This is a genomic window from Bergeyella porcorum (assembly GCF_042427575.1).
Taxonomy (GTDB): Bacteria; Bacteroidota; Bacteroidia; order Flavobacteriales; family Weeksellaceae; genus Bergeyella; species Bergeyella porcorum.
In genome coordinates this window covers 51,670-78,376 of the sequence record NZ_JBHMFD010000001.1, presented here as the reverse complement: position 1 = coordinate 78,376, position 26,707 = coordinate 51,670, and the positions used below count along the sequence as shown (strand labels likewise).

Genomic DNA, 26,707 nt, shown 5'->3' with positions numbered 1-26,707 from the left:
TATAACAAGAGATTTTTTTATTTTGAATTTAAAATACGCTGGCGTTGCAACGAAACAAACTTAGGATTATCCACATTTTTCAAATAATCCGTAAGCGAAGCCTTACTCATAGCATCTTTGGTAAGGTAGATTCTGCCACCATAGCGTTCCACAATGGCATCCAGCTCTGCTATCAACTTGCTCAATTTCGCATTTACTTTAAAGTCTAACGCCAATGTGTAGCCTTCCATCGGGAATGAGTTGTACGCTTCAGGATTATTCTTCCCGAATAACTTCAGAACTGCTAGGAAAGAGCCATTACCACTCTTAGCAATGGTTTCCAATATTTGTTTCATTCCCTCTTTTCCTTGTGCTTTTGGAATTACCATTTGATATTGTATAAATCCACTTTTCCCGTAGATTTTGTTCCAATCGTTGATAACATCCAACGGATAGAAAAATGTTTCGTAATCTACAAAATTCTTGATGACTTTCTTAGATTGTTTCTTGTAATACAACCAATTAAAAATCTTCACTGTCCAACTGTTCAAAGCAAAATTAGGAAAGTAAAATGGAACGGTAGGCTGAAGCTTTTTCTTTAATCTTAAAGCATTTTCTTGTTTAGATTTTGGCAATTCAGCTTTCAAAGCGTGTTCCCCTCTCATTAGAATAGAACGCCCCATTTTATTCCCTTTCTGAAGACAATCTATCCACGCTACATTATAAGTCCAGTCTTCACTTTCATCAAATAACTGAAAAATTTCATCCAAGTTTTCTGCCTTGATGCTTTCTTGTCGGATATAAGCCGTTTCAATTTTTTTCAACTTAATCTTAGCTGAAAGAATAACCCCCGTAAGTCCCATTCCTCCAATTGTAGCCCAGAATAACGCCGAATTTTCCGTACGAGAACAAACCAAGGTTTCGCCTTTCTCATTCAGTAGCGTAAACTCTAATAACCACTCTGAAAAGCAACCTTCTGCGTGATGATTTTTTCCGTGCACATCAGATGCTATAGCCCCTCCAATAGAAATATACTGGGTACCTGGCGTTACATAAAGAAAATAGCCTTGTGGTACTATCACCTCTAAAATATCTGACAGCAATACACCAGATTCACACTCTATAATGCCATTCAGCCTATCAAAACTGATGAACTTATTAAGCCTTTGGGTAGAAAAAATGTTCTCTGCCAATGCGGCATCGCCATAGCAACGCCCATTTCCCCTTGCTATAATATGATGATGGTCTTTTACAAAAGTTTTTATCTTATCTAAAGCCTCCTCAGACTTCATTGTTTTTTCCACAACGGGATAGTTTCCCCAGTTGCTTACTTTCTGTATAAAATTTGGCTTCATCCTTCGTTTCCTATTAAGTATTGGTGATAAATCAAGAACAAAAATGACATCACCCAAAGTAAAATGGTAATCTGAATGTACCTGTCCTTATAAACAATCTTTGTAGGTGATTCTGTTTTATTATAAACCAATGTCTGTTGCAGATAGCGTAAAAATGCAAAAACAACAAACAAAACGGTGTAGAAAATCTTCATTCCAAATTTAGACTGCACCTCTGGCGTTACGGTAAACATTAGATAACAGATAATAGCTAATGTAACCGAAATAGACAATGCTATATCTGCAAACTGAACATTGTAACCATCCAAAGCCTTACGCGTTTTCCCTGAAATCTGAGCATTGATAAGCTCCCCTCTTCGCTTTCCAAGGGCTAAAACCAATGCCAATACAAAGGTAAGCAATATCGCCCACTGCGAAATAGGGATTCCCGTGGCATAGCCACCCGCCAACACTCTAAGTACAAACCCCAAAGATACTATACAAACATCTATGATGGCAACGTGTTTCAGATGAAAGGTGTACCCCAAATTCATTACAAAATAAAAAAGAATAATGGCTCCAAATTTCCAGATATTGATACCAAAATATTGCTGTCCAAACCACATCAAGCCAACAATCCCCAATATCAAACTTGCCAAAATAGACAATGCCAAAGGTTTGGAAATGACACCACTCGCCAAAGGGCGGTATTTTTTCTCAGGGTGTTTCTTATCCGCTTCTATATCAGAATAATCATTCACAATATAGATGCAACTCGCCGTAAGTGAAAACACCATAAAAGCGTAAATACTCTGCAATAATAAACCTTCTTGAAAAAAATTTCCTGAAAAAAACAAAGGCAAGAATACAAAAGCATTCTTCACCCATTGCTCTACCCGAAGAAGTTTTAGATACTTAGTCATTTATGTTTTTAAATCAACTGCAAAAGTACGGATTTTTAATTTAGAGCCTATGATAAGTTTGCAGAAATATTTTGTTATACTATTTATATCTCAGTTTGTTTTTTGATTATAGGTATAATATTTTCCTTTTCTACTTCTTAAACAATCGGGCTAGGCTTTTCAAATCTTCTATGATGGCTCCCACTATACCAGTATATAAGGCTATGATAACAATTAGCCCCCACACCAGAAAAGCAATCCCTAAGACTATAAACAACCCCATAAGGATATAACCCAAAACATCCAGTAACATCTATTATTGTATTTTCATCACTCTAAACAAAATAACAAAAAAAATCAGCACCAAAGATGCTTCGGTGCTGATATAACATCAAAAATTTACTCCTTTTCCTTAATTCCAAAAACACTGAATGCCCCGCACAGCAACAGCACACCTGCTACTACCAGCATCAGAATAGGACTATCCCCCAATGCCTGATAAACCACACCGCCTAGCACTGCAGCAATAATCTGTGGCAAACAAATGGTTCCATTGAACAAACCTAGATATGCTCCCATATTATTCCCCTTCAAGGCGTTGGTAAGTATCGTAAATGGTAATGCTAAAATAGCCGCCCACGCACATCCTATCAATAGATATGAAATAAATAATAGATATTGGTCTCTGATGAAATAAGTGGAGATAAACCCAATGCCTCCCAAAAGAAGACTCACAAAATAGGCGGATTTATTGGTTTTGAAAAATGGTAATACCACCGCCCAAATAATAGAACCCACCGACTGCACTGCGAACAACACACCTACCCAATTGCCCGCATTCTGAAACGCAGAAGACTTAGCATCTGTGGTATTCCAAACGGTTTCCGCAATCCCCGCATTGGTATAAGTCCACATATATACAAAGGCAGACCAGCAGAAAAACTGCGTAACACCCACCGTCCAAAAAGCCTTAGGGGCATTTTGTAGCAATTTAAAAATATTGGTCTTGGTTTCAGCTTTACTCTCTTCAATCCCGTGAAACTTAGCATACTCCTCTGGTGGCATTTCCTTTACATTAAAAATGGTATAAAGCACGCATAGAATAAGAATAGCCGCCCCAGCATAGAAAGAATAAATCACCGTATCTGGTACTACCCCTTCTGGTGCAGTATTGCTGATGCTAAGGTAAGTAAACAATATCGGGAATAAGAACCCTACAAAGTTCCCAGCATTACACACAAAACTTTGCACAGAAAAGGCCAATTTCTTTTGCTTTTCGTTTACCATATCTCCCACCATCATTTTGAACGGCTGCATTGCCATATTAATGGCGGTATCTAAAAGCATTAGTGCAATCAAGCCAAAAATCATTGCATTGGCAACGCTTAGGTTAAAACTTCCTGCATTGGGCAGCAACGCCATCACAATTACCGCCACCAATGCCCCTACAAAAAGATAAGGAATCCTTCTGCCCCATCGCGTCCAGGTCTTATCACTCGCCACCCCTACAATGGGCTGTATGAGAAGCCCCATTAATGGTGGTAAAATCCAGAAATAACTCAAATTGTGAGGGTCTGCACCCAGCGTTTGAAAAATCCTACTGTTATTGGCATTCTGAAGCGCATAAGCAATCTGCACGCCAAAGAAACCAAAATTAATGTTCCAAATCTTCCAGAAACTCAGGTCTGGTTTTGATAATATATCTTTCATAATCTATGAATCTAAAAATATTCTATCCTTAAAAATCCTTTCTACTTGAAAAAGGCGTGTAAATGTACGAAAATAGTTGGCATCAATTTTAATTCATTACAAAAATCATATAACAAGAAATTTCACCCCCGTTTTAGGGCAATAGAAGACTCTATTTTGAAAAATCAATAACTAAAAAGCCATTTTTATATAAAATTAATCCAAAATAAATGAGATTGAAACTTTCTAATCAACGGAAAATCCCAATCGTTATTGCGGGGACATATCCCAAGCGTGTGATAAGCTCCTGCAAATCCGCGGGGACTTTTCTAATCCTTAGATTTCTTCCCGCTGAAACGCTTGGCATTTTCTAACGGTTAGAAAACCTCCCGCAATAACGCTTGGGATTTTCTATTAAATAAAAACATTCCCGCAATTAAGATTGAGGAAATTTAGACAAAGAAATAAGTTATTTTTTAAATAATTAATAATTCACTACTTATCTTAACTAGTAATCCTTAGTCTATTAGCCAACCAACTGACATAAAACAGCTGGAAACTGTGATAAATCATCACTGGAAGTAAAAACAACACCTTATCCTGAGGCGAAATACCTAACACCAAAACGAACAAACTCCCGTGAACCAAGGATTTTTTAGAGCCGCAGAAAGTAGCCGTAATCACATCTTCTCTACTGAATTTTAGTTTTACAGAAACAAAACGAACAACCTCGTACACCACAAAAAACAAAGCCACTACCGCCAAGGTGAGCCATAAAAACTGAATGGTTGGAATGCTGGAAAATATCCCACGAAGAAAAGCCGCCGAAAAACTTTCATATACAATGAGCAGAATAATTAGCCTATCAAACTCCGCAATGATTTTACCATATTTCTGAATAATGGTCTTGAACAAAGGATTGAACAACACGCCCAATACAATGGGCAACAGCACTTTCAGTAGAAGTTGTTTTACCACTTCACCAGATTCTCCCTCGTTTTGCGTTCCAGATACTAAGAAAAACCCCATCAACAATGGGGTAAAAACCACGCCCAACAATCCTGATACCGAAGCATTAAAGATTGCCGATGTTACATTGCCCTTTGCAATGGAAACCATTACCACCGAAGATGACACCGTGGAGGGCAAACTCGCCAAGAAAAATACGGAAAGCCATAGAGGATAGAAATCCCACCGCAAGGCTAAAGGATAAAAAAGCAATACCAGAAAAGGAAACAATAGAAAAGTAGCCCACTGAACCACAAGATGCAGCTTCCAATTGGAAATATCTTTAACGACTTCTTTCAGATTGAGCTTCAAACCATAGAGCAAGAAAATCCCCGCTATCCCCCAGTCTATAAAGGTTTCCAAATCAAATATCTCCTGATAGGCTTCTTGATAAGGTACTACCTTTGCCAATACCACCATCAATACCAGAAGTAATAAAAAGGTGTTTTGTTTATTTAGTAATTTCTTCATCAATTGATAATCCAAAGGTTTATACAATTTCAAAATCCACAGGGGCGTCTAATTTCGGATACATTCTTTCACATTTAAAAAACTTTCCCGTGGCGTCTACCTCCTGCCAGCCTTTCTTTCGGCTACAATCTCCTACTTCTACCACCATTGGCACCAATGTTATATCATCATTTCCCTCATTATAAACCTCCTTATATTGTACCGCTACATCCAAAATGCATTCAAAATCGGTATTCAGCTTCACATTCCGATAAATGATATCATAGTGAGATTCTTTATTTTCAGGTAAATCAAAATACTGTTGCCACCCCTCTATAGCACCTTTAAGCTTAGCAATAGCCACCAAACCGTAATACAGAGCATAGGTAAAATAGCGTCTTGTTTCTACCCGCTTATAATCTTCCACAGAATGTCCTCCTTCATATAAAATAGTAGGAATACCCATTTTCATAAAATTATCTCCCACGGAGGCGGGATAAAATTCATCTGTATATCTTGCCATCTGATGGGGGATATAAGGCTTTAAGGAATCATAAATTTCAGAAATCACCGCCATACAGCGTTGCCTATTCTCGGTAATATCTCGTTCCACATTTTCTGATGGTGCCAAAAATGAGAGCGTTGCTGGATGCACTCCATCTGTACTGAAAATCGTTCGTTGCTCGTGTAGATTAAGGGCGTAATCATAGCTTCCTTGTTCCGCTATAGAAATCAATAAAGGTAATTCTTTGCTAGAACACTTTAGAAAATCTCTATTCAAATCAATATCCAGAGCATTGCGTCTTGTCCATTGTTCAGAACCATCAGGATTTAGCATAAAAATAAAATCCAAAGCTATTTCGGAGAACAACTGCTCCTTCAACTCTGGTAAACCATTTAAGGTTTCCAATAAATCTAGCATTGCATGGGTTCCATTGCTCTCGTTACCGTGCATCTGCGACCAAGCCAAAACCCTAGTATTTCCCTTTCCTATAGAAACTTTATAAATGTTTTTTCCTTGATAAGAAGTTCCAACCACCGAGAGATAATCGCTGAGATTCTCGTGTAGAAATTTTTCTAAGCTATGATAGGAAATATAGCGATGTGGGAAATTAGGATTTTGCCGATAGTGATTTTCAAATTTCATTTTGTAAGAATTTACATTGTTCAAAAATAATTTTTTTTAGCATAAAAACAAAGATTAACTTTTGTAAATTTATTAAACAGGTCAAAATGTCAGAATGTCTGTTGATAATTTTGTGGATTGAATTATTTTTAATACCAAAATTACTTTAAATTAAAAATCAGTTATTTATAAAATTTAAATAAAGTTATAATTCATATATACTTTAATATGATAACTCTGTGGAAAACCTCATTTAAGGACTATTTTTCTAAACATATTTTTTGTGGAAAACCTCGTTATTATATTATTATTTACAATTGTAAATTATTTAAATCTTTACTATTTTATGTATCTTTGCAACCAATTTATATTCAGAAAAATGAACAGTGAAATTTTATTTTTAGGAGGGTTTTTAGTTTTTATCCTCATCGTTCTCGCCATCGATTTGAACCTCGGAAAAAAGGCAGGCGGCGTAGTTAGTATGAAAAAAGCAGGACTAATGAGCTTTGCTGTTGTTACTCTTGCTATGTGTTTCTATTTCTTGCTTATTAATTTTGGACACCTACTCCACGGCATCGATAGCTTTGAAAAACTTCAAACCGTAGCGACAAAGCACAAGCACCCAATAAAAATAGTTCCTAATGACTTGGCTCTTTCCATAGATATCTACAATCAAAATTTAGGATTAGAATACCTCACAGGTTATATTGTAGAATATGCCCTTTCTGTGGATAATATCTTCGTGATGATTCTGATATTCTCTGCTTTTGGTGTTGCCGAGAAAAACTATCATAGAGTTTTATTTTGGGGAATACTGGGAGCTATTGTAATGCGTTTTATTTTCATTTTCGTGGGGGCAGCTCTTATCGCTAAGTTTAGTTGGATAATGTATGTTTTCGGCGGATTCTTGGTATTTACAGGAATCAAAATGTTCTTGGAAAAGGAAGGCGATGAAAAAATAGATACTGAAAATCACCCTGTAGTGAGATTTGCCAATAAGTATTTCAAGGTGCATAATCAGTTTGTTGACCAAAAATTCTTTGTAATAGTAGATGGTGTGAAAAAAATGACACCGCTATTCTTGGTATTACTCATTATAGAGGCTACGGATCTTATCTTTGCTGTGGATAGCATCCCTGCCATCTTTTCCGTTACCAAAGACCCATATATTGTATTCTTTTCTAATATCTTTGCAATTATAGGTCTCCGTTCTATGTTTTTCCTTTTAGCAGGAATTATCGATAAATTCAGATTCCTAAAAGTAGGATTAGCAATATTACTTACCTTCATCGGATTAAAGATGATTCTCCACCATCAGTTAGAAGATTGGGGCTTCAAAACCGCTCACTCATTATTTATTATTGTAACCATTCTTGCAACGAGTATTGTAGCTTCCCTACTCTTTCCAGAAAAGAAAGACGAAATCTCGCTTTTCACAGATGAAGATCAAAAATAGATAGAGAGTTATCCACTATTTTACATTTTTAAATAACTTAAATATTTTAAACCCAATGCTTTTGCGTTGGGTTTTACTTTTGTAAAATATCAATTCTTTCTATTTATTTACATTTGTATTTTATTATTGTAAATAATTTATTTACATTTGTAATTGTAAATTTTAAGATTTCACTATGAATCTCAACGAGAGAATTTCCAAAATTATAGAATACTCAGAGCTTACCTCTTCAGAGTTTGCTGACTCAATAGAAGTACAGCGTTCTTCTATCTCGCATATCACCTCTGGGCGAAACAAACCATCCTTAGATTTCCTCATCAAGGTAAAAGATAAATTTCCAGAGCTAGAATGGGAATGGCTCATCACAGGACGAGGTGAAATGAAAAAAGAAATAGAAATTCCAGAAGAAAAAGAAAAAACCAAACCTACTGCCCTACCCGATTTGTTTTCCTTGATTGAAGATGAAGATTTTGGTAAAGATATTTCCGATGAAAAAAAATCTGAAAATACTGAAAGAGACAAACCAATTGAAACCTCACGAGAATTGGATATAGCCGAGCAACCTCCCAAAGCAAAAAATATAGACAATTCTCAGCCATTAGGCATTACAGAAAAACAAATTGTTAATGAAATATCTGATAATCAAAAAGATAAAGTAAAGCGTATTGTTCTATTCTACGAAAGTGGAAAATTTGAAAGCTTTGAGCCTAATTAAAACTAAAAATGCCCTCAACAAGATTGAGAGCATTTTTTTTAGTTTATTAAATTTAGAAATTAGATTTTAGGAAATTTCGTTGGATTTACCTCGTGGAACATTGCATAGACTTTTTCCACAATGTCGTCCGAAGAAGGCTTGCTAAAGTAATCCCCATCACTTGCATAAGCTGGACGATGGTTCTCCGCTGCAATGGTTAATGGGTCAGAATCTAAATATCTGAATGCCTTTTGTTTTTCCAAAATTTGCTGTAAGATAAACGCAGAAGTTCCGCCTTCCACATCTTCATCTATCACTACCAGGCGGTTGGTTTTCTTCACACTCTCCGCAATGTCATTGGTTAAGTCAAATGGAATTAATGACTGAATATCAATAACTTCCGCAGAAATTCCTATTTTTTCTAGTTCGTTTGCCGCTTCCATTACCACTCTCCAAGTAGAGCCATAAGTAACCAAAGTAACATCTTTTCCTTCCTTAGTAACTTCTATTTTCCCAACAGGAACCGTAAACTCACCTAAGTTGTCTGGTTGTTTTTCTTTCAGACGATAACCATTCAAGCATTCTACAATCACCGCTGGTTCGTCTGTCTTCAGCATTGTATTGTAGAAACCTGCCGCTTTGGTTAAGCTTCTCGGAACAAGGATGTTAATTCCCTTAGAAAGGTTTAAAATTCCTGCCATTGGTGAGCCAGAATGCCAAATACCCTCTAAACGGTGTCCACGCGTTCTGATGATAACGGGAGCCTTCTGACCGCCTTTGGTTCTGTACTGTACCGTTGCCAAATCATCGCTCATCCCTTGAAGACAATAAAGGATATAATCCAAATACTGAATTTCTGCAATAGGTCTTAACCCTCTCATTGCCATACCAATACCTTGCCCTAAGATGGTTGCCTCGCGGATACCCGTATCTGCTACCCTGGTTTCCCCATACTTCTCCTGCATCCCTTCCAAACCTTGGTTTACATCGCCAATATTCCCTGCATCTTCTCCAAATACTAAAGTCTGTGGATATTTTTCAAAGATTTTATCAAAGTTGTTTCTTACCACCACACGCCCATCTACTTCCTGAGATTCATCAGAATACACTGGTGGAATTTCTTCTACATTAGTCGCTTTCCACTGAGATTGAGAGTATAGATGCGATGAGTAATTATCTTTTTCGATAAGATAAAGTTCATCATATTTTGCTTGAAGCGCCTGTCTTTCAGCCGAATTTTGTCCTCTGGTAATCAGCAATACTCTTCTTGCCAAGTGGAAAACTTCCTTTTTAGCAACTGTTACCAGCTTTTTAAATTTAGCGATTTCCTCCGCCACTTCTGTATTAGAACTCAAAGCCTCTACTAGGCTCAAAATTTCTTTTTTAGCATTTAAAATCGGGGCTTGATAGCTATCCCAAGCTTTCTTTTGCCCTTCTTTTACGAGCTTTTTAGCCTCTGCATCTATGGCATCTAGTTCCTCTACGGTTGCCAATGTCAGCGTTTTGCCATCTATTTTTTCGCTGTAGTTTTCAATCCATTTTCTGAACTGTACCAGCCCATCATACTCTGCCTCCCACTTCAGTCTTTCCTCACTCTTGTATCTCTCGTGAGAACCAGATGTAGAGTGTCCCTGTGGCTGTGTTACTTCTACCACGTGCACCACTACTGGGATGCTCTCCACCCTTGCAAATTGCTCTGCACGGGCATAGGCATCTAGCAGCGCTGGATAATCCCACGCTTTTACTTGGATAATTTCGCACCCTTGCTTTTCTCCGTCTTTTCTTTGAAACCCTGAAAGCATCTCACTGATATCCACTTTAGCCCTTTGGTTGTGGGTAGGCACCGAAATACCATAGCCATCATCCCAAATGCTCACAATCATAGGCACTTGCAAGGCACACGCTGCATTGAGGGTTTCCCAAAAATGACCTTCTGCCGTAGAGGCATCGCCTATGGTTCCAAATGCAACTTCATTCCCTTGATTGGAAAATAATTCTGAGCCTGGGAAGCTAATTTCTTTATAAATTTTAGAAGCTTGAGCCAATCCTAAAAGGCGAGGCATTTGCCCTGCAGTAGGTGAAATATCAGAGGAAATATTCTTCTGCTCCATTAGGTTTTTCCAGCTTCCATCTTCATTCAAACTGCGGGTAGCATAATGCCCATTCATCTGTCTTCCACCAGAGGCTGGCTCTCTTTCTACACTGGTATCCGCATAGAGCTGAGCAAAGAAACTCTCTACCGAAACGGCTCCAACGGCCAAAGAAAAAGTCTGGTCTCTATAATATCCCGAACGCCAGTCTCCATTTCTGAAAACCTTAGCCATTGCCAGCTGTGGCAATTCTTTACCATCGCCAAAAATACCAAATTTAGCTTTTCCTGTCAGCACCTCCCTTCTTCCCAAATAAGCCATTTCGCGAGAAATCCTGCCCAATTTATAATCTTGGAGCACCGAGGTTTTGAAATCCTGAAAAGAAACTTCCTGAGTTTCTATATAAGTTGTTTGCATATTTGTAAATTATAGAGTTTGACAAATATAAACATTTTTGAAAATCTATAAAATACCGAGTCGATTTTTATTGAAAATAAAATGGAGGACTATTGATAATTAGCCTTATTAAAACTTCCTTTCTATCACATAGTCTAGCATTAGGTGTAAGGATTTTTTTGCCTCAGAATCTGGAAATTCATTGAGAATATCTTTGGCTTTCTGCTGAAAATCTTTCATCACCCCAATAGCATAATCTAACCCTCCCGATTGCTTTACAAAGTCTATAAGCTCTTTCACACGCTTGGGCTGATTGTTATACCTCTTAATGGTATCAAAGTAATATTTATAATCCTTTTCGCTGGCATTTTTCAAGGTATAAATCAGCGGAAGTGTCATTTTTTGCTCCTTAATATCTATGCCCACAGGTTTCCCTATCATATTAGAGCTAAGATAATCAAACAAGTCGTCTTTTATCTGAAACGCCATTCCCGTGTATGTTCCAAAATCTTGCATTTTCTTTGCCAGCATCTCATCGGCATCATTAGAAAGTACGCCTACTTCACAGCAAGCAGCAATTAATGTAGCTGTCTTTTGACGAATGATTTCATAGTACACCTCCTCTGTAATATCCAGCTTTCGGGCTTTTTCTAATTGTAGCAATTCCCCTTCGGACATCTCTCTGATGGTTCTAGAAATTACCGCCAGCAGGTCAAAATCCTTATGGTCTGTGGAGAGTAGTACGGATTTGGAAAGCAGGTAATCTCCCACTAATACCGCTACCTTGTTTTTCCAAAGAGCATTGATAGAGAAGAAATTACGTCGCTTAAAACTCTCATCCACCACATCATCGTGCACCAATGTAGCTGTATGGATTAGCTCTATCATAGAAGCTCCGCGAAAGGTTTTCTCATTCACCTCGCCAATGAGTTTCGCACACAGAAACACGAACATCGGTCGCATCTGTTTTCCTTTGGTGGTAACAATAAAGCGGGTTACTTTGTCTAATAACGGGACATTACTTTGCATCGACTCATAAAACTTTTGTTCAAAAAGTTTCATTTCCTCGGCAATCGGTTTTTTTATTTCTTCTACTAGACTCACTACAATAGATGTTTGCTTAAATTGGATTCACAAATATAAGGCTTTCCGCGATATATCGGCTATTGGAATTGTTCTTTTGGGATAAAATAAAGTGTAGGGTGTGCATTGAAAATCTTAAATCGGAACTTTTCACCAGAGATATAGATGCCCTTTTCGTTTACTGCAATGCCTTCTATCTGCCCCAATGAAGCGGTAGAACCTAAGTAATATTTCCTTGGTTTACCACTGAAAAACAAGCCTTTATCATCTTCCTGAAAAATAGTAAGATAGACTTCTAATTTCTTAGTATAGCCAACAATGTAAAGCCGACCTTCAAAATAGGCGGCATCGGTAGCCAAATAGCCTAAGCCATACTGCTCTAGTTTTTTTGCGGGTTGAGAATCCTCATTTACAGAGGGAGTTATCTGATAATGCGTAGTTTGGTAAGACGCCCATTCTTTGGTAAAAAGATGCAGATTTCCATTGTGATACACCAAGCTTTCAGCGTCATAATTATGCTGATGAGGGTTTTTATTAAATTGGATTTGCTCTGGATAATGAAATGATATGACTTCCGCATTCTTCACACTATCCTTCGGAATTTTATAAATCTTCAAATCTTTTCTTGTTCCCCAATTGTTACCAAACTCGCCAATATACCAATGGACACCATCTGATGCAATGGCTTCCCAATCAAAGTTTTGGAAAGGAATGGAAATTCTATTGAGGATTTGCCCTGTTGTCTTATCCAATTCAAAGATTTCAGAGGGATTATCGCCATCATTTAAAGTATAAAGTTGATTATCCATCAGAGCTAAGCTAGAAGTTTCCTGAACTTCCTCCGAAAGATTTGCCACTTTATACCGATGAATTTTAAACCAATCCACCTTCTGAGCAGAAACAACAATGGAAAGCATTAATCCAACAGCAACAAATGAAATTTTCATATTTTATTAATTGTCAATTATTAATTGTTAGTTGTTAATTATAATCACCAACTTGAAGCCCGATTAAACAGTTGAAAAGATGCTTCTTGCTTAAACTATTGATATATTATCAATTGATGAAATTTCAAAAGGTGTTTACAAAATCCATCTCATTAGAAATTAAAGCTTACGGCTTAAAGCCTACTGCACAACTTAGGTTAATAATTATCAATTTACCACTTACAATTAATTCGTTTTATTGGCTAATTGTCCACAAGCAGCGTCAATATCTCCTCCGCGGCTGCGGCGTACCATTACCGTAACGCCTGCTTTGGAAAGCTCTCGTACATAGCGTTCTTCGGCTTCTATACTTCGATGGTCATACTTGCCTTCCCCGATGGGATTGTATTGGATAAGATTCACCTTAGATGGTACTTTTTTGCAGTATTTTATTAGGGCTTTGATGTCTTCATCTTTATCATTAATCCCCTTCCATACACAATATTCAAAGGTGATGACATTTCCTGTTTTTTGATACCAATATTGCAAGGCTTCCATAATGTCGGTTAGTGGAAATTTGGTAGAAAATGGCATTATTTCGTTGCGTGTTTTCTCTATGGCAGAGTGTAGCGATAGGGCCAATTTCACCTTCAAATCTTCATCGGCAAGCATTTTAATCATCTTCGGCATTCCCGAAGTGGAAACCGTAATACGCCTTGGTGACATTCCCATTCCATCTGGTTGGGTAATTTTTCTAATGGCTTCTACTACATTTTTGTAGTTCATCATCGGCTCGCCCATTCCCATAAATACGATGTTGGAGAGTGGTCTATCAAAGTACAATTTGCTTTGCTTATCTATCAGAGCCACTTGATCTACAATCTCTGCTACTTCCAGATTTCGCATTCTTTTCAGTTTTGCGGTGGCACAGAATTCACAATTGAGTGAGCATCCTACTTGCGAAGATACGCAGGCGGTGGTACGGGTTTCGGTTGGGATTAGAACCGATTCTACCATCAGTCCATCGTGTAGTTTTACGCCGTTTTTGATGGTGCCATCGGTAGATTTTTGCAAAACATCTACAGAAACAGGATTGATGATAAAATCCCGCAAAATCCTGTCCCTCAAAGGTTTGGAAAGGTTGGTCATTTCATCAATGGAATGCAGATTTTTGCTCCACAGCCAATCATAAACTTGCTTGGCACGGAAAGGCTTTTCACCAATGGTGGCAAAATAATCTTTGAGTTCGTCTAATGATAATGTCCGTATGTCTTTCATTTTGGGGGATTAGAGGTTGGAGGTTAGAAGTTAGAGGTTAGATATTGGATATTAGATATTAGATATTAGATATTGGATATTAGATGTTGGAAGAGTTGTTATTCTTCTTCAAAAAGATTATAGTTGTGAATTAATGTATCAATTTAAAACCTCAAACTTCTAACTTCTAACCTCTAACTTCTCACCTCTAACTTCTAATAACTTCTAATTAAAAAATTACAATATCAGCATTGCATCACCATAAGAGTAAAATTTGTATTTCTCTTTGATGGCTTCTTCATAGGCATGCATTACAAAATCTTTCCCCGCAAAAGCTGCAATCATCATAATGAGAGTAGATTTTGGTGTATGGAAGTTGGTAATCATTGCGTTGGCAACTCCAAAATCGTGTGGCGGATAGATAAATTTATTAGTCCAGCCGTGGTACGCTCCTATTTTCTTATTAGAAGAAACCGAAGTTTCTAAGGCACGCATTGTGGTAGTTCCCACCGCACAGATTCTTCTATTGGCATCTACAGCTCTATTGATGATATCGGCATTCACTTGGTCTATAATGGCTTCTTCAGATTCCATTTTATGTTTAGACAAATCCTCCACTTCGATAGGATTAAAAGTTCCCAAACCTACGTGAAGCGTTACTTCTGCAAAATCAATTCCTTTGATTTCAAGGCGTTTCATCAAGTGTTTTGAGAAGTGCAATCCAGCAGTAGGAGCCGCTACGGCACCTTCGTGCTTAGCATAGATGGTCTGGTATCGCTCTGCATCTTCTGGCTCTACAGCTCTTTTAATGTACTTTGGAAGTGGTGTTTCTCCCAGTTCTTTCAGCTTAGCACGAAATTCTTCATAAGATCCATCGTATAAAAATCTGAGAGTTCTTCCTCTAGATGTGGTATTATCTATCACCTCTGCTACCAGAGATTCGTCCTCGGTAAAGAAGAGTTTGTTGCCAATTCTTATTTTTCTAGCAGGGTCCACTAGCACATCCCAAACTCTGGTTTCTCTGTCCAACTCTCTTAGTAAGAACACCTCTATTTTGGCACCTGTTTTTTCTTTATTACCATAAAGCCTTGCTGGGAATACTTTGGTATTGTTAAAGATGAACAAATCACCTTCATCAAAATAATCCACCACATCTTTAAAGAGTTTGTGCTCTATGGTTTCTGTTTTTCGGTTCAGTACCATTAGTCTTGCTTCATCTCTATGCTCTGATGGATGCTCTGCCAAGAGTTCTTCTGGCAAGTGAAAATTAAAATCTGATGTTTTCATAAAATTTACGGATTTTATCTATAAAATTAAAGTTTGCAAAGATACTGTGATAAACACCCAATGTCAAGTCTTTGAAAGAAAAATATCAAAATAGTAATAGAAATAAGGATTGAAACAAATTCCGCAATAGTGGTCTAAGAAGCAACGACTCCATTTTTCATTTAGAATAAAGCAAAAAAGTTTTAATTTGGCTAAAGCCTTTTGGGAAAATCATACCAAAAGTCGGGTTAAAACCCATCCCTATTGAAAAATGAAAGGATAGATTATTGATGGTAAAAGGCTAGATTAGATGGTAAAAAAATAGAACCTTGAAGAAAGTATTGAAAATTCAAACTATCTAAATAAAAGGTAATTTTTCTAAAATATAAAGTGTTTTTTTCTACTGCATAACTTGGGATTAGCTAACCCCAATTGCACAGAAAGCCATAAACTTTTTATTTTCTTAAAACAACAACCTCCCAAAAATTGCTTCTTGGAAGGTTTTATTGATACTTTATGCAAAATAAATCATACTTCTTTCCCCTCTACTCCCCTATCTCTAGCCTCATTCCGCCTTCACGGGCGTTCATCTGTGGAGCGTAGTAATTCTGGAGTGTGGTAATACCACTGCTGAAATCTCCCGAAGCGTTACAAACCAAATCGTACTCAAAGACATATTTCCCCTTCGGCATATATTCTATGTAGAAGTTGGTAGAAGCATCTTTGGTACTCTGGTAATACCCCAAATTATTCTTCCAACGGTAGCCCGATATCACATCCAATGGCTCTAGCCCTGCCGCTCGCATATCTTTCAGATGGATAAATTCCATAGCCCTATCGGTGTTTAAAATTAATCTTACCGTTACTTTATCCCCTATTTTCAGAGGGGTGGTAGGTGTTATTTTTTTCAGTTCTTCACCGTTTTCGGTTTTTATTTTCTTATAAAACTCTTTGCTTACAGAAAGGTGCGTTGCTGTGGATTTCACTTTATCCAAATCCTCATAATACTGCCAAAACACGCCACCCTGAACGATACCCGCTCCTGATTTTGTAATGGTAACCGAGGCTAAATCTGCATCTACCTTATCCGACTGAACCGAAGATTTCAAATATCCCGTAGCACGCTGCACCCCATCTCGCTCCTGAAGTGGCTTTCCACCCCAAGTGATGGCTACTTTCTCGCTCTCCGCTGTAGTCCAAGATTTTCCGCTGTTTAAAATGGTATAGATAACCTCCGCTGTACTTCTGGAAGTCTCCCACGCAGAAACTTCTTTTTGGGTTATCAGCCATATTTTGAGCTCTTCAATGAAGGCGGTATCATTTGGCATCAAGGCTTCAAAGGCTTCTAATGCCCCCGCGTGGTTTACCACTTTGGATGAGTGCCAGCCCCAGTCGTTCAGGTTTTGTTTCCAATAAATCCCTTGCGTCTCTGTTTCCGTAGAAGTTTCTTTGAGGTAAGTGAGTAGTTTTTTGGAAACCCTCGATAACTGATAATGATGGAAAAGCATCGCCGCACGGTGCAAACCAAAGAAGGTAAAGTCTTTGATATCTGCCTTAGATGCTTGCTGGATAACGAGGGTTTTCAGCTGAGCTCCCTTGCCTTTCAGTGGATAGTCTTTCTCCCAATAGTGGCGGGTATCCAGATAATCTAACACGAAATTATTCCAAACCGTTTTCCCTCGCGTTTCAGCATATTGGTGGATAAACTCATCTACATACGCCACCAGCTTTCGCTCCATTGCCTTAGCATCGCCATCTGTATAATCGGTCATATTCCCCTTGAGCCACGCTTTGATTCTACCCCAATTTTTCAGAATATAAAGCGAAGTATAATACGAGCTTGGATAACCAGAATACCAACTAAAACCGCCATCTGGGTTTTGCAGTTTCTTCAGGTCATTCCAATCTTGATGAATGGACTGACGCATTGTATTGGCATCAAACAATCTGGCAAGTTTTTGCATCTGTTCCGTTTCGGTTTTACTTTCCAAAATCCACGGCGTTTCCTCGAATAGCAGTTGTTTCAATTCTTGATGTTTCTCCAAGTTTGAAACCAATAATCCTTTATTTTGATATTCATCAAAAACGGCTTTCAATTTCGGATTAGCCTTGAAGATTTCCGATGCTAAAACATCTGCAAACCATCTATTAAACTGAACATCTGCAGACCAATGGGCATCATCTTTCAAGCTCGGTAAAGCCAGCATAATTTCCCAAATAGGATTAGTGGTAAGCTCCAGCGTATTAGACACATTTTTCACCGTAGAGGAACGATTTTCAGCTAAGTTTTTCAAAACAAAAGTCTTGGTCTGTCCTTCTTTTACCAAAATAGGCTGGGTATCGGTTACCAAAATTCGATTAGGCAATATCGGGAGGGCCTTTTGCTCTCCATCGGCATAATCTCCCGCTTTGGCTACCACTTTCAGAATAATGGATGAATATTGGCTTGGCACTTTGATATTCCACTTCACCGCGGTACTGGCATTACCATTCAACTGGAACGCTTGATTCCTCTGCGAAACGCCAAAATGCTCCGTTATCTCTTCATTGGTAAGGGCATCTAAAATCTGCAATTGAGCCACTCCATTCAATGGTTTATCCGTCAGATTGCTCAGTTTAGACTGGAACTGCATCCCATCGCCTTCTCTTAAAAACCTTGGATAATTGGGCGTTACAGAAAATTCTTTCTGCGTTATCACCTGCTGTTCCAGTACGGCAGCACGAGCGTCTTTGGTATGAGCCAAAAACATCAGTTTCCACTGCGTGAGTGCTTCTGGAGATGTAAATTCAAACTGTACATTCCCTTCGTTATCCGTAAGCAAATTAGGATAGAAAAATGCCGTTTCTTTCAGATTATCACGAACGGGAACTTTGGCGAGATTTTCTACCTCTTCTTGATTAGCCGAAAGACCACTATCAGCATTTCCCTTTGATTTAAAAGCCATAGGAGCGCCCTCTGCTGCAATCTCTGCTAATGCTGCCATCCTTGGCATCGGAAAACTCTCCATATAATATTGTTCCTCCCTCCACTCAAAAAAAGGCATCTCTATATATTCCTCAGAAAGGTACTCAAACTCATCATTATAATGTTGGTATGTCAATCTTTTGCTGATAGCATAATGCTTGATAATGGAATACTTTCTTAGTAAAGGTGTCCAAGAATAGCTGTTGGAAGCGAATTGGTCCAAAGCTTTGTCGTACATATTGGCTAAAACTTCGGCTTGTACTTTTTCTTTATCATTGCCTAAGATTTTCACCGTCCAGCGTTCTTTAGAATTAGGCTGCAACTTATCTCGGAAGGTTACCGTCTCTATCCTTAGCGGTTGCTTTTCTGATAGATAGGTAAAATTAACATTCTGTGTTTGAATGTCATTATATGCCACCAACTGCACCTGAACATCCAACTGCGGAAATTCCTCATTCATCTGATTTTCAACCTCGTAATGCAATACACCATTATCTAAATTCTTGCTAATAGTATAGGTCTCTCCATCTCCTTTCTGCACATAGATATTCACCTTAGCGTTAGGAATGGCAGAGTAAATATACAGGCTACCTTTCTCATTCTGCTTCAGTTTCTTTTTACCTTGTAAAACCTTTAAAAATGGCTTTTGAGTATCGGCTAAAAAGCGTTTATCAAATACTTCAAATTGCTTTTGATATCGGATGGTATCTTGCCCTTCGATGTTGTATAACTCCAGCTGATAATGCCCTGCGGAAAGTTTTCCCAATTGGAGCCAAGATTGCTCTACTTCCTCGGGAGTTGCCATTCTTTCTGTGGTTTTAATGGTTTTCCAATGCTCTGGCAAATCGTTTTTATCATATCTATCGTGTGGAAATTTTCGGATAAACTCTTCACGCGACAACTTCGGCAAATCTTGTATTTCTTTTCTAAAATTACCCCTAAAAACCCGCTGCGGAGCTTCTAGCTGAGAGAGCTTCACAGAATAGGATTTTTTTAGATTTTGCTCGCTATAGTTCTTTGTTTCCACCTTTATTTTCACCGCCTCATCACTGAAAGTATCCTGCACACTAGATGCTGTGATATAATGCGACACCGATGCCACTCTTAAACTGGTGGATGCCGACTGCGTTTCGCCGTTAATGTCCGTTACATCTGCTTCTATAACATAGTGATGCACCTGCACGCCCTCTACATTATCATCTTTTTTCAAATCCAAAGAAATGGTAAACTCCCCTTTTTCATCGGTAGTTGCGGCACCTAAAATAGAGTTTTCGTTATCCTCTACTTCGTGAGGGTACCACCCAAAGTATTTCCATCTTATATTTTCCTTCTTAATCTCATATTGCACCTCTACATTGTTTAATGGAACGCCCGAAAAAGAAACTGCCTTCCCCTTCAATGCAATGGTTTGCCCATATTGATATTCCTCCTTGATAGGCATAAATGTAACCTCAAAGTTTGGTTTTTTGTACTCTTCTACTTGGAAAGATTTGCTTTCATATAAAGTCTCCAAAGCATTTTTAGCCTTTACCTCAATATAAAAATGACCATTGAGCAAACCCTTTGGCAAGGTAAAACTACCGTGATAAGAGCCATATTCATTGGTGGTGAATTGTTGTTTTGCAATCTCCTCACCATTGGCATCGTGCAAAATTACCTCTTGGATGGTATTAGCAAAAACCTCCTCTTTGTCCAGATTAAGCTTCGTGCTAATCACCTTAAAATAAACCACTTGCCCTGGCCTATAAATGGCTCTATCTAAAAAGATTTGGGCTTTGTATTTCGTATGCTCTCGATTAGGGTAATATGAGTTCCTCTCCCAATCATTGAAATAATGATATTCCTCTGTACCTGAACGCTTTATTAATAGTATTCTACTATAAATGTTTTCTTCTTCGGGAGAGAGACTAAATTCACCTTCCGCATTGGTGGTGTATTCGGTTTTAATCAGTTGATTAGAATGCCCCAGTTCATAAACCTCTACCTTTTGATTTTTAAAATGTTGTCCGTTCTCTCTATCTACCAATTTCAAAATATTATTGGAAGTACTTTTAGTGCTTTTACTTTTATAGACCAGCGTGGTATTGCTCACAATGAAATGAAAATACCCTTGCACCTTGCCATTGACCACATACTCGCCCACATAGATACCCGCTGGCAAAGGCTGAATGGCTAAGGAGGTTTTGTAATTTCTGTAATCTTTTTTGTTCTCTAAATCAAAAGTTTCTTTGCGTATCAAAGTTTTATTAAGCCCTGAAAACCTTCTCCTTGAATCATTAATAAATCTCAAAAAACGATGCTCATCATCTTTCACTTGATAAATAGTCATTGAAAACTGATTGACATTTTTATGCTCTGCTACCAAATGTATCGGCAAGTTCTGTGAGTTTTCAGCATTAAACGCCAATTCTAAATTGGCGGCAGTAATCTCATTAATTTCATTTTTAACTTCGTTTAAAAAAGGAGATTTAGGATATTTTTCTTCTGCTTTTCGTAGCCATTCCAAAGATTCTTTTTCTTTTCCTTGCTGGTTCAGTTGCTGTGCGATATCCGAAATAATTTTCACTGCGTAGTCGCCAGACGCCTCTTTTTCCAATACGATGAGTTGTTGCAATTCATCTTTACAATGGCTTGCTATACAACGCTCTTTCAATAGTTTATGCCTAAACATCAATCTGGAATTCCCCGTATTATGAGCTACCAACGCAGTGTATTGCGTGTCTATTTTCGGCTGATTTCCAACGAGTTCATTTTGGGTAAATAAATTTATATCTTTCAGAAACTCAATATATTGAACTGCATTCCAAGTGAATAAATCAGGATAATATTCTAAATCTTCGGTGCGGATAAATATGGATTGATATTTGGAAATGGGAATATTTTTCAAAGCCTGAGTATTTTGCTCCATCTTTGAAAAATGCTGAGATAGATAGTTTTTAAAGTCTAGTTTAGACCAAGTTTCTATCTGAGAAAAATCTTGCTTATCAATGGCTGTTCTACCATCTATTTCCCAACGATTATTGTTATAATATTCCTTAATGAAACTCCCTTTCAACACCTGAAAAACCAATTGATTTTCCCCTTTAAGTGATGTTTCTATTTCGCCCAATTTCTTGAAAAACTGGGAGTCTAAATCGTTTTGAGTATCATCGTGCGTAGTGGTAAGAATGCCAAACTCACCTTTCAAGGCACGAATGAGCTGGGTAACATTGCCTTCTTTCTTTGCCCTACCCTGGATATCTAAAAAAATAGGCAGATTAGATTTATAAATGCCTTTTTTAGCATTGTTCTCCACTTGCTTCCATTGGAGTTCGTAGTAATCTTGACTAAAAAGTGGCGTTATATTCATCATTAAAAATAAAAGAATGAGCGTTCCGATGTTTTTCATAACCAATTAAACCTTATAATAATGGTTACAATATACAAAAAAAGAGCCATTGGCTGGTTTCTTGAGGAATTTAAAATAGGCTAAACGCACGAAATTAAACTTTTAAAGATATTTCACAAATACACATATTGAATATCAGCGTATTATAATTTAGCCTTGATTGATTTTATAGAAAACAACGGAAGTGCAAATCGTTAGTTATTAATGGATTATGAATTTCATGCGTTTAACCTAGAAGTTATTCACTACTACTAGCCAATAAAAACAAACGGAAACTTTTGATATTAGAATTCTAATTACTCAGACCAACACCATAAGAAGTAAAAAGGAACTTAAAAAAATTCCTTTAAAATAAGATTATTGAAAAAATAAATGGTTTTAAATTTTTTAAACCAAATAAAATTCCGAATTTTGAGCTTTCAAAAAATCATTAAAATAACAATTCATTTAACAGAAAAATAAATTCAAAAAAATGGAACAAAATATTCAAGATTGTGTGATTATCGGTTCAGGCCCTTCAGGATTTACCGCAGCCATCTACGCTGCAAGAGCCGACCTAAAACCACAGCTATACACAGGATTAGAACCTGGTGGACAGCTTACCACCACCACAGAAGTGGACAATTTCCCAGGGTATCCTAATGGCATCACAGGCCCTGAAATGATGATGGATTTACAGAAACAAGCCGAAAGGTTTGATACCAAAGTTCATTATGAAATGATTACCAAAGTAGAATTTGCTAAAGAAGTGGGTGGCATACACAAGCTTTGGGCAGGAGGAGATAAAGAAGTATTGGCTAGAACAGTAATCATCTCCACGGGAGCTACAGCAAAATATCTAGGCTTAGAAGACGAGAAAAAATACGCAGGAGGTGGCGTTTCTGCTTGTGCTACTTGCGATGGATTTTTCTATAAAGGGAAAGAAGTGATTGTAGTAGGTGCAGGCGATACCGCTGCTGAGGAAGCTACTTACCTTGCCAAGCTTTGCAAAAAAGTAACGATGTTGGTAAGAAAAGACCACTTCCGTGCTTCCAAAGCGATGGTACACCGAGTGGAAAATACGCCTAATATAGAAGTCCTCTTTCACCACGAGCTTATCGGCATCGAAGGAGAAAACAATTTGGTAGAAAGAGCGGTTGTTATCAACAACCAAACACAAGAAACATCCAAGATAGATGTTCACGGTATTTTCATTGCCATAGGACATCAGCCCAATACTGCTATTTTTAAAGGGCAAATCACCACCGATGAAAATGGCTATATCGTAACCGAAAAAGGCTCATCTAGAACCAACCTGCCAGGTGTATTTGCAGCGGGAGATGTTCAGGACCATATCTACAGACAAGCCATTACAGCGGCAGGATCTGGTTGTATGGCAGCTATAGATGCAGAGCGTTACTTGCAAGAATTACACTAATTTGAAAAGTTTGTTATACATCTTTATAGGAGGAGGATTAGGAAGTGTTTTACGCTTCCTAATTTCTCATTATACCCATAAGGCATTGTCCATCGGGGGCTTTCCTATGGGAACCTTTTTAGCCAATCTTTTAGGCTGTCTGGTCATCGGATTTTTAAGTTCGTTTTTAGCAAAGTCTGATTCAGCACTTCGCTCATTACTGTTGGTAGGGTTGTGTGGAGGGCTCACCACTTTTTCTACATTTTCATTAGAAAACCTTACGCTATGGCAAAATCAGCAATTTTTAATGCTTTCACTCTATATTTTACTTAGTATTTTATGCGGTATAGGTGCTGTTTTATTGGGCTTTCAATTAGGTAAATAAAACTTTTCTAATTTAAAATCAATCGGTTAAAAAATAATTGCAAAAATAATTTGTTCAAACCAAAAAAACATTCTATATTTGCACCAATGAAAACAAGGAAATAGCTTGTTTTTGGAGAGATGGCAGAGTGGTCGATTGCGGCGGTCTTGAAAACCGTTGACTGTAACAGGTCCGGGGGTTCGAATCCCTCTCTCTCCGCAGAATACTTTAAAACCCTGATAAAATCAGGGTTTTGTTGTTTTAAGTTAATAGAAGTTAACAAAAGTTAACAAGTTTCATTTCTTCTATTATTTCTTAATATTCACCCTACTACAAATCATCATCATAGTTAATAGTCCACATAAATTTGCTTCTTAATACTTTGATAGGCTTGCACTTCATTAAACTCTTCTAAACTAAGCAACACTTTTTCCCTGTAAGCTTGATACTTTTTCCCTCTCGGAAGTTTGAGCATTATCTGATACTGATACAAAAGGTTAATTTTGCCTATTGGTGATTTTTCTGGACCAAAAACACATTCGTAAGGTAAATATTTTCTGAGAATAGAACCTAAAAACTGAGATGCTCGGTTTACTTTATCTTCCCTGCGGTGTTTCAGTTCTATCATAATGGTTTTGGTGTATGGTGGATATAAAAATTTCTTTCTCTCTTCTAGAAAGTAAGTATAAATGGCATCTGCATCGCCTTCTTTTATTTTTTGAAAAATGGAATGAAACGGGTTGTAGGTTTGGATGATAATTTTCCCCTGCCCCGAAGCACGCCCTGCACGCCCCGAGACCTGCATAATGAGCTGATAGGCTCGCTCCTCTGCTCGGAAATCTTGCACATACAGCATCTGATCTGCTCGCGGAATAGTTACCAAATCAATAAAGGGGAAATCTAGCCCCTTGGCTATCATCTGAGTGCCTACAATGATGTTGGTTTCTCTTTCTTCTATTTTTTCGTAGAGTTTTTCGTAGGCAAATTTTCTTCGCATCGCATCTACATCCATCCTATCTACTCCTGCATCGGGAAACAGACGGGCAACTTCTTCATAGACCTGCTCTACCCCCAGCCCTTTGGTATTAAGGTTTTCAGAGAAACATTTGGGACAGGTTTTAGGCTTAGAGGTTCTATGGCCACAATAGTGGCATTTCAGTTCGTTAGAATACTTATGATAGGTCATCACCACATCACAATTGCTGCAATAGGCTACATAGCCGCAGCTTTCGCATTCTACCACATTGGCATAGCCTCTTCTATTGTGCAATACAATGATTTGCTTCCGTTGTTCCAAAAGCCCCTGCATCTGCTCTATCGTGGAAAGCGTAAAATTGCCATTCACCTTTTTGGTATCCTGAGCTTCCTTGAAATTGACAATCTCAAAAGTAGGCAGCGCCACATTTCCATATCTTTCGCCTAAAAAAACATACCGTATTCTATCTTTCTTGGCTAGCCAATAACTCTCTACCGAAGGTGTTGCAGAGCCTAAAATCACTCTAGCACCATAGCAATGAGCCAACATTAGGGCAGCATCTTTGGCATTAAAATAAGGAGAAACCTCGCGAGGGCGGTAGGCACTATCGTGCTCCTCATCTACGATGATTAATCCTAAATTTTGGTACGGTAAAAAGAGGGCATTGCGAGTACCGATAAGAATTCTGACCTCGTTTTTTCTGATGCGTTTCCAGACTTCTACCCTTTCAAAATCGGTGAGTTTCTGATGGTAAAAACCTATTTGATTTCCATATTTTTTTTCTAATCGCTGGATGATTTGTTTCGCCAATGAAGTCTCTGGCAATAGAAACAGAACATTTTTGCCCTGCCCAAGCGTTTCTTCTATCTTGTCTATATAAAGATGTGTTTTACCAGAGGAAGTCACGCCGTGGAGCAATACATTTTTTCCTTCTTCAAATGCGATGTCTATTTCTTTTTTAGCTTGCTTCTGCACATCGCTCAGCTCTTCCACTGCTTCTATTTCGCCTTCATAGCCTTCTATACGGTCTTTTTGAAGATAGTATTCTTCCACCAAGCCTTTTTCTATCAATGGTTTTAGATGGGTGTTGCCGAAATTTCCCATTTCAAAAACTTCCGATTTTCTTATTGGGCGATGTGGCTGCTCGGTTTGCAGTTCCAAAAGGGTAAGAAATAATTCTTTCTGCTTAGGCGATTTTTTAAGAGCGAGTAATAGATTGGGAAGGGCTTCTTTCTCTGCTCCCGCCTCTGAAATTCGCAGATAAGCCACTTCCTTGGCTTTGTATTTTTCGGTTACTTTTTCATCTATTTCAATGTATTGTAAATCAAGCAATCCATTGATGGTTTTCATAATGTGTTTTTTCGGGATAAAAGCTTCTATCTCCGAGATATTAATCAACTGCCGTACTTCTAATGCCTGAATCAAATAGATTTCGTTGCCATCTAAGTTTTCAAAATCTATGGTAACATTGGGTTTTAGCTTGAGGTAGGTTTCGCTCTCCAATTTCAACGAGCCTGGAAAAGCATAGCGGTACACCTCTCCCAGATGACACATATAATACTCTGAAAGCCAATTGTAAAATGATATTTGTGCTTCATTTAGAATAGGAAATTCATCTAAAATGCTGATGATTTCTTTCGGGACAAAATTTTCAGGAGCATTGTTGTGCAGTTCAAAGACCAATCCTGTGTAGATTTTTTTTCCTCCGAAGGAAACCAACACCCTTACCCCAACCTGAATTTCTTCCATTAAAGCTTCGGGAACTTCATAAGTGAAAGTTCCTTTTAGATTGAGAGGTAAAACAACTTGTGCGAATTTCAATTTTTTGTAGCTTATTTCAGTGTGCAAATTTAAGGATTAATTAAAGAAAAAAAGATTGATGAACAATGTTCCATCATCCAAAAAATAGCTCATCGGGAAACAGATTTACCTTAAATTTTATTATTTTAACAAACATTATCA

At 37.9% G+C, this 26,707-nt stretch carries 16 protein-coding genes and 1 tRNA gene; 5 read left to right on the top strand and 12 right to left on the bottom strand.

Translation table 11 applies throughout. From position 1 onward, the window contains the following. Nucleotides 1-17 precede the first annotated feature (17 nt). The 5 genes from ACFFUE_RS00320 to ACFFUE_RS00300 form a co-directional block, all read right to left on the bottom strand. Nucleotides 18-1,334, bottom strand: a complete 1,317-nt coding sequence (locus ACFFUE_RS00320; RefSeq protein WP_376831772.1) for an FAD-binding oxidoreductase — start codon at nucleotides 1,332-1,334, stop codon at nucleotides 18-20. Then, on the bottom strand, nucleotides 1,331-2,236 hold the full coding sequence (locus ACFFUE_RS00315) for a decaprenyl-phosphate phosphoribosyltransferase (RefSeq protein ID WP_376831770.1): 906 nt from the start codon (nucleotides 2,234-2,236) through the stop codon (nucleotides 1,331-1,333). The genes ACFFUE_RS00320 and ACFFUE_RS00315 overlap by 4 nt, the downstream gene beginning before the upstream one ends. Before the next feature lie 378 nt (nucleotides 2,237-2,614). After that, complete coding sequence (locus tag ACFFUE_RS00310; RefSeq protein ID WP_376831768.1) at nucleotides 2,615-3,925, bottom strand: SLC45 family MFS transporter; 1,311 nt, start codon at nucleotides 3,923-3,925, stop codon at nucleotides 2,615-2,617. Nucleotides 3,926-4,408: 483 nt separating this feature from the next. Continuing rightward, nucleotides 4,409-5,383 carry a bile acid:sodium symporter gene (locus tag ACFFUE_RS00305; RefSeq protein ID WP_376831766.1) on the bottom strand — a complete coding sequence of 325 codons (975 nt, stop codon included), beginning with the start codon at nucleotides 5,381-5,383 and terminating at the stop codon, nucleotides 4,409-4,411. Nucleotides 5,384-5,402: 19 nt separating this feature from the next. Further along, nucleotides 5,403-6,509, bottom strand: a complete 1,107-nt coding sequence (locus tag ACFFUE_RS00300) for a M14 family zinc carboxypeptidase (RefSeq protein ID WP_376831764.1) — start codon at nucleotides 6,507-6,509, stop codon at nucleotides 5,403-5,405. Nucleotides 6,510-6,867: 358 nt separating this feature from the next. Between ACFFUE_RS00300 and ACFFUE_RS00295 the strand changes: the two genes are divergently transcribed. Both ACFFUE_RS00295 and ACFFUE_RS00290 read left to right on the top strand, forming a co-directional pair. Then, the gene (locus tag ACFFUE_RS00295; RefSeq protein ID WP_327984771.1) at nucleotides 6,868-7,944 is read left to right on the top strand and encodes a TerC/Alx family metal homeostasis membrane protein; all 1,077 of its coding nucleotides are present in this window, start codon (nucleotides 6,868-6,870) and stop codon (nucleotides 7,942-7,944) included. A 175-nt stretch (nucleotides 7,945-8,119) separates the two neighbouring features. Beyond that, nucleotides 8,120-8,659 carry a helix-turn-helix transcriptional regulator gene (locus ACFFUE_RS00290; protein ID WP_376831761.1) on the top strand — a complete coding sequence of 180 codons (540 nt, stop codon included), beginning with the start codon at nucleotides 8,120-8,122 and terminating at the stop codon, nucleotides 8,657-8,659. Between the two features lie 59 nt (nucleotides 8,660-8,718). Here ACFFUE_RS00290 and ACFFUE_RS00285 read toward each other — a convergent pair whose 3' ends face one another. The 6 genes from ACFFUE_RS00285 to ACFFUE_RS00260 all read right to left on the bottom strand — a co-directional run bounded on the left by ACFFUE_RS00285 (nucleotide 8,719) and on the right by ACFFUE_RS00260 (nucleotide 22,009). Then, nucleotides 8,719-11,145, bottom strand: a complete 2,427-nt coding sequence (locus ACFFUE_RS00285; protein ID WP_376831759.1) for an alpha-ketoacid dehydrogenase subunit alpha/beta — start codon at nucleotides 11,143-11,145, stop codon at nucleotides 8,719-8,721. A gap of 108 nt (nucleotides 11,146-11,253) precedes the next feature. After that, nucleotides 11,254-12,186, bottom strand: coding sequence for a polyprenyl synthetase family protein (locus ACFFUE_RS00280; protein WP_376832200.1), 933 nt, complete (start codon nucleotides 12,184-12,186; stop codon nucleotides 11,254-11,256). A 101-nt stretch (nucleotides 12,187-12,287) separates the two neighbouring features. Next, nucleotides 12,288-13,154: a YjiK family protein gene (locus ACFFUE_RS00275; RefSeq protein ID WP_376831757.1), complete on the bottom strand. Its 867-nt coding sequence runs from the start codon at nucleotides 13,152-13,154 to the stop codon at nucleotides 12,288-12,290. 225 nt (nucleotides 13,155-13,379) lie between these two features. Next, nucleotides 13,380-14,411 carry a dual-specificity RNA methyltransferase RlmN gene (gene rlmN / locus ACFFUE_RS00270; protein ID WP_376831755.1) on the bottom strand — a complete coding sequence of 344 codons (1,032 nt, stop codon included), beginning with the start codon at nucleotides 14,409-14,411 and terminating at the stop codon, nucleotides 13,380-13,382. Nucleotides 14,412-14,627: 216 nt separating this feature from the next. Beyond that, nucleotides 14,628-15,677 carry a tRNA preQ1(34) S-adenosylmethionine ribosyltransferase-isomerase QueA gene (gene queA / locus ACFFUE_RS00265; RefSeq protein WP_327984776.1) on the bottom strand — a complete coding sequence of 350 codons (1,050 nt, stop codon included), beginning with the start codon at nucleotides 15,675-15,677 and terminating at the stop codon, nucleotides 14,628-14,630. Nucleotides 15,678-16,201: 524 nt separating this feature from the next. Continuing rightward, the gene (locus ACFFUE_RS00260) at nucleotides 16,202-22,009 is read right to left on the bottom strand and encodes an alpha-2-macroglobulin family protein (RefSeq protein WP_376831752.1); all 5,808 of its coding nucleotides are present in this window, start codon (nucleotides 22,007-22,009) and stop codon (nucleotides 16,202-16,204) included. A 472-nt stretch (nucleotides 22,010-22,481) separates the two neighbouring features. Here ACFFUE_RS00260 and trxB point away from each other — a divergent pair, with 472 nt between their 5' ends. The 3 genes from trxB to ACFFUE_RS00245 all read left to right on the top strand — a co-directional run bounded on the left by trxB (nucleotide 22,482) and on the right by ACFFUE_RS00245 (nucleotide 23,988). Continuing rightward, entirely contained in the window at nucleotides 22,482-23,426 is a 945-nt protein-coding gene (gene trxB / locus ACFFUE_RS00255; protein ID WP_376831750.1) for a thioredoxin-disulfide reductase, read from the top strand. Nucleotides 23,427-23,436: 10 nt separating this feature from the next. Beyond that, a complete protein-coding gene (gene crcB, locus ACFFUE_RS00250; RefSeq protein WP_376831748.1) occupies nucleotides 23,437-23,790 on the top strand; it encodes a fluoride efflux transporter CrcB in 354 nt (117 codons plus the stop codon). Nucleotides 23,791-23,903: 113 nt separating this feature from the next. Further along, nucleotides 23,904-23,988 (top strand) — tRNA-Ser (locus tag ACFFUE_RS00245). A gap of 130 nt (nucleotides 23,989-24,118) precedes the next feature. On the opposite strand, the gene priA is transcribed toward ACFFUE_RS00245, so the two are convergent. Further along, nucleotides 24,119-26,566, bottom strand: coding sequence for a replication restart helicase PriA (gene priA / locus ACFFUE_RS00240; RefSeq protein ID WP_376831746.1), 2,448 nt, complete (start codon nucleotides 26,564-26,566; stop codon nucleotides 24,119-24,121). Nucleotides 26,567-26,707: the final 141 nt, after the last annotated feature.

What these genes read in the sequence shown, in the direction of transcription:
- ACFFUE_RS00320 (WP_376831772.1), bottom strand. Translation starts at nt 1,334, where the DNA reads ATGAAGCCAAATTTTATACAGAAAGTAAGCAACTGGGGAAACTATCCC.
- queA (WP_327984776.1), bottom strand. Translation starts at nt 15,677, where the DNA reads ATGAAAACATCAGATTTTAATTTTCACTTGCCAGAAGAACTCTTGGCA.
- ACFFUE_RS00275 (WP_376831757.1), bottom strand. Translation starts at nt 13,154, where the DNA reads ATGAAAATTTCATTTGTTGCTGTTGGATTAATGCTTTCCATTGTTGTT.
- ACFFUE_RS00260 (WP_376831752.1), bottom strand. Translation starts at nt 22,009, where the DNA reads ATGAAAAACATCGGAACGCTCATTCTTTTATTTTTAATGATGAATATA.
- ACFFUE_RS00305 (WP_376831766.1), bottom strand. Translation starts at nt 5,383, where the DNA reads ATGAAGAAATTACTAAATAAACAAAACACCTTTTTATTACTTCTGGTA.
- ACFFUE_RS00290 (WP_376831761.1), top strand. Translation starts at nt 8,120, where the DNA reads ATGAATCTCAACGAGAGAATTTCCAAAATTATAGAATACTCAGAGCTT.
- ACFFUE_RS00285 (WP_376831759.1), bottom strand. Translation starts at nt 11,145, where the DNA reads ATGCAAACAACTTATATAGAAACTCAGGAAGTTTCTTTTCAGGATTTC.
- rlmN (WP_376831755.1), bottom strand. Translation starts at nt 14,411, where the DNA reads ATGAAAGACATACGGACATTATCATTAGACGAACTCAAAGATTATTTT.
- ACFFUE_RS00315 (WP_376831770.1), bottom strand. Translation starts at nt 2,236, where the DNA reads ATGACTAAGTATCTAAAACTTCTTCGGGTAGAGCAATGGGTGAAGAAT.
- ACFFUE_RS00310 (WP_376831768.1), bottom strand. Translation starts at nt 3,925, where the DNA reads ATGAAAGATATATTATCAAAACCAGACCTGAGTTTCTGGAAGATTTGG.
- ACFFUE_RS00280 (WP_376832200.1), bottom strand. Translation starts at nt 12,186, where the DNA reads ATGAAACTTTTTGAACAAAAGTTTTATGAGTCGATGCAAAGTAATGTC.
- ACFFUE_RS00295 (WP_327984771.1), top strand. Translation starts at nt 6,868, where the DNA reads ATGAACAGTGAAATTTTATTTTTAGGAGGGTTTTTAGTTTTTATCCTC.
- ACFFUE_RS00300 (WP_376831764.1), bottom strand. Translation starts at nt 6,509, where the DNA reads ATGAAATTTGAAAATCACTATCGGCAAAATCCTAATTTCCCACATCGC.
- trxB (WP_376831750.1), top strand. Translation starts at nt 22,482, where the DNA reads ATGGAACAAAATATTCAAGATTGTGTGATTATCGGTTCAGGCCCTTCA.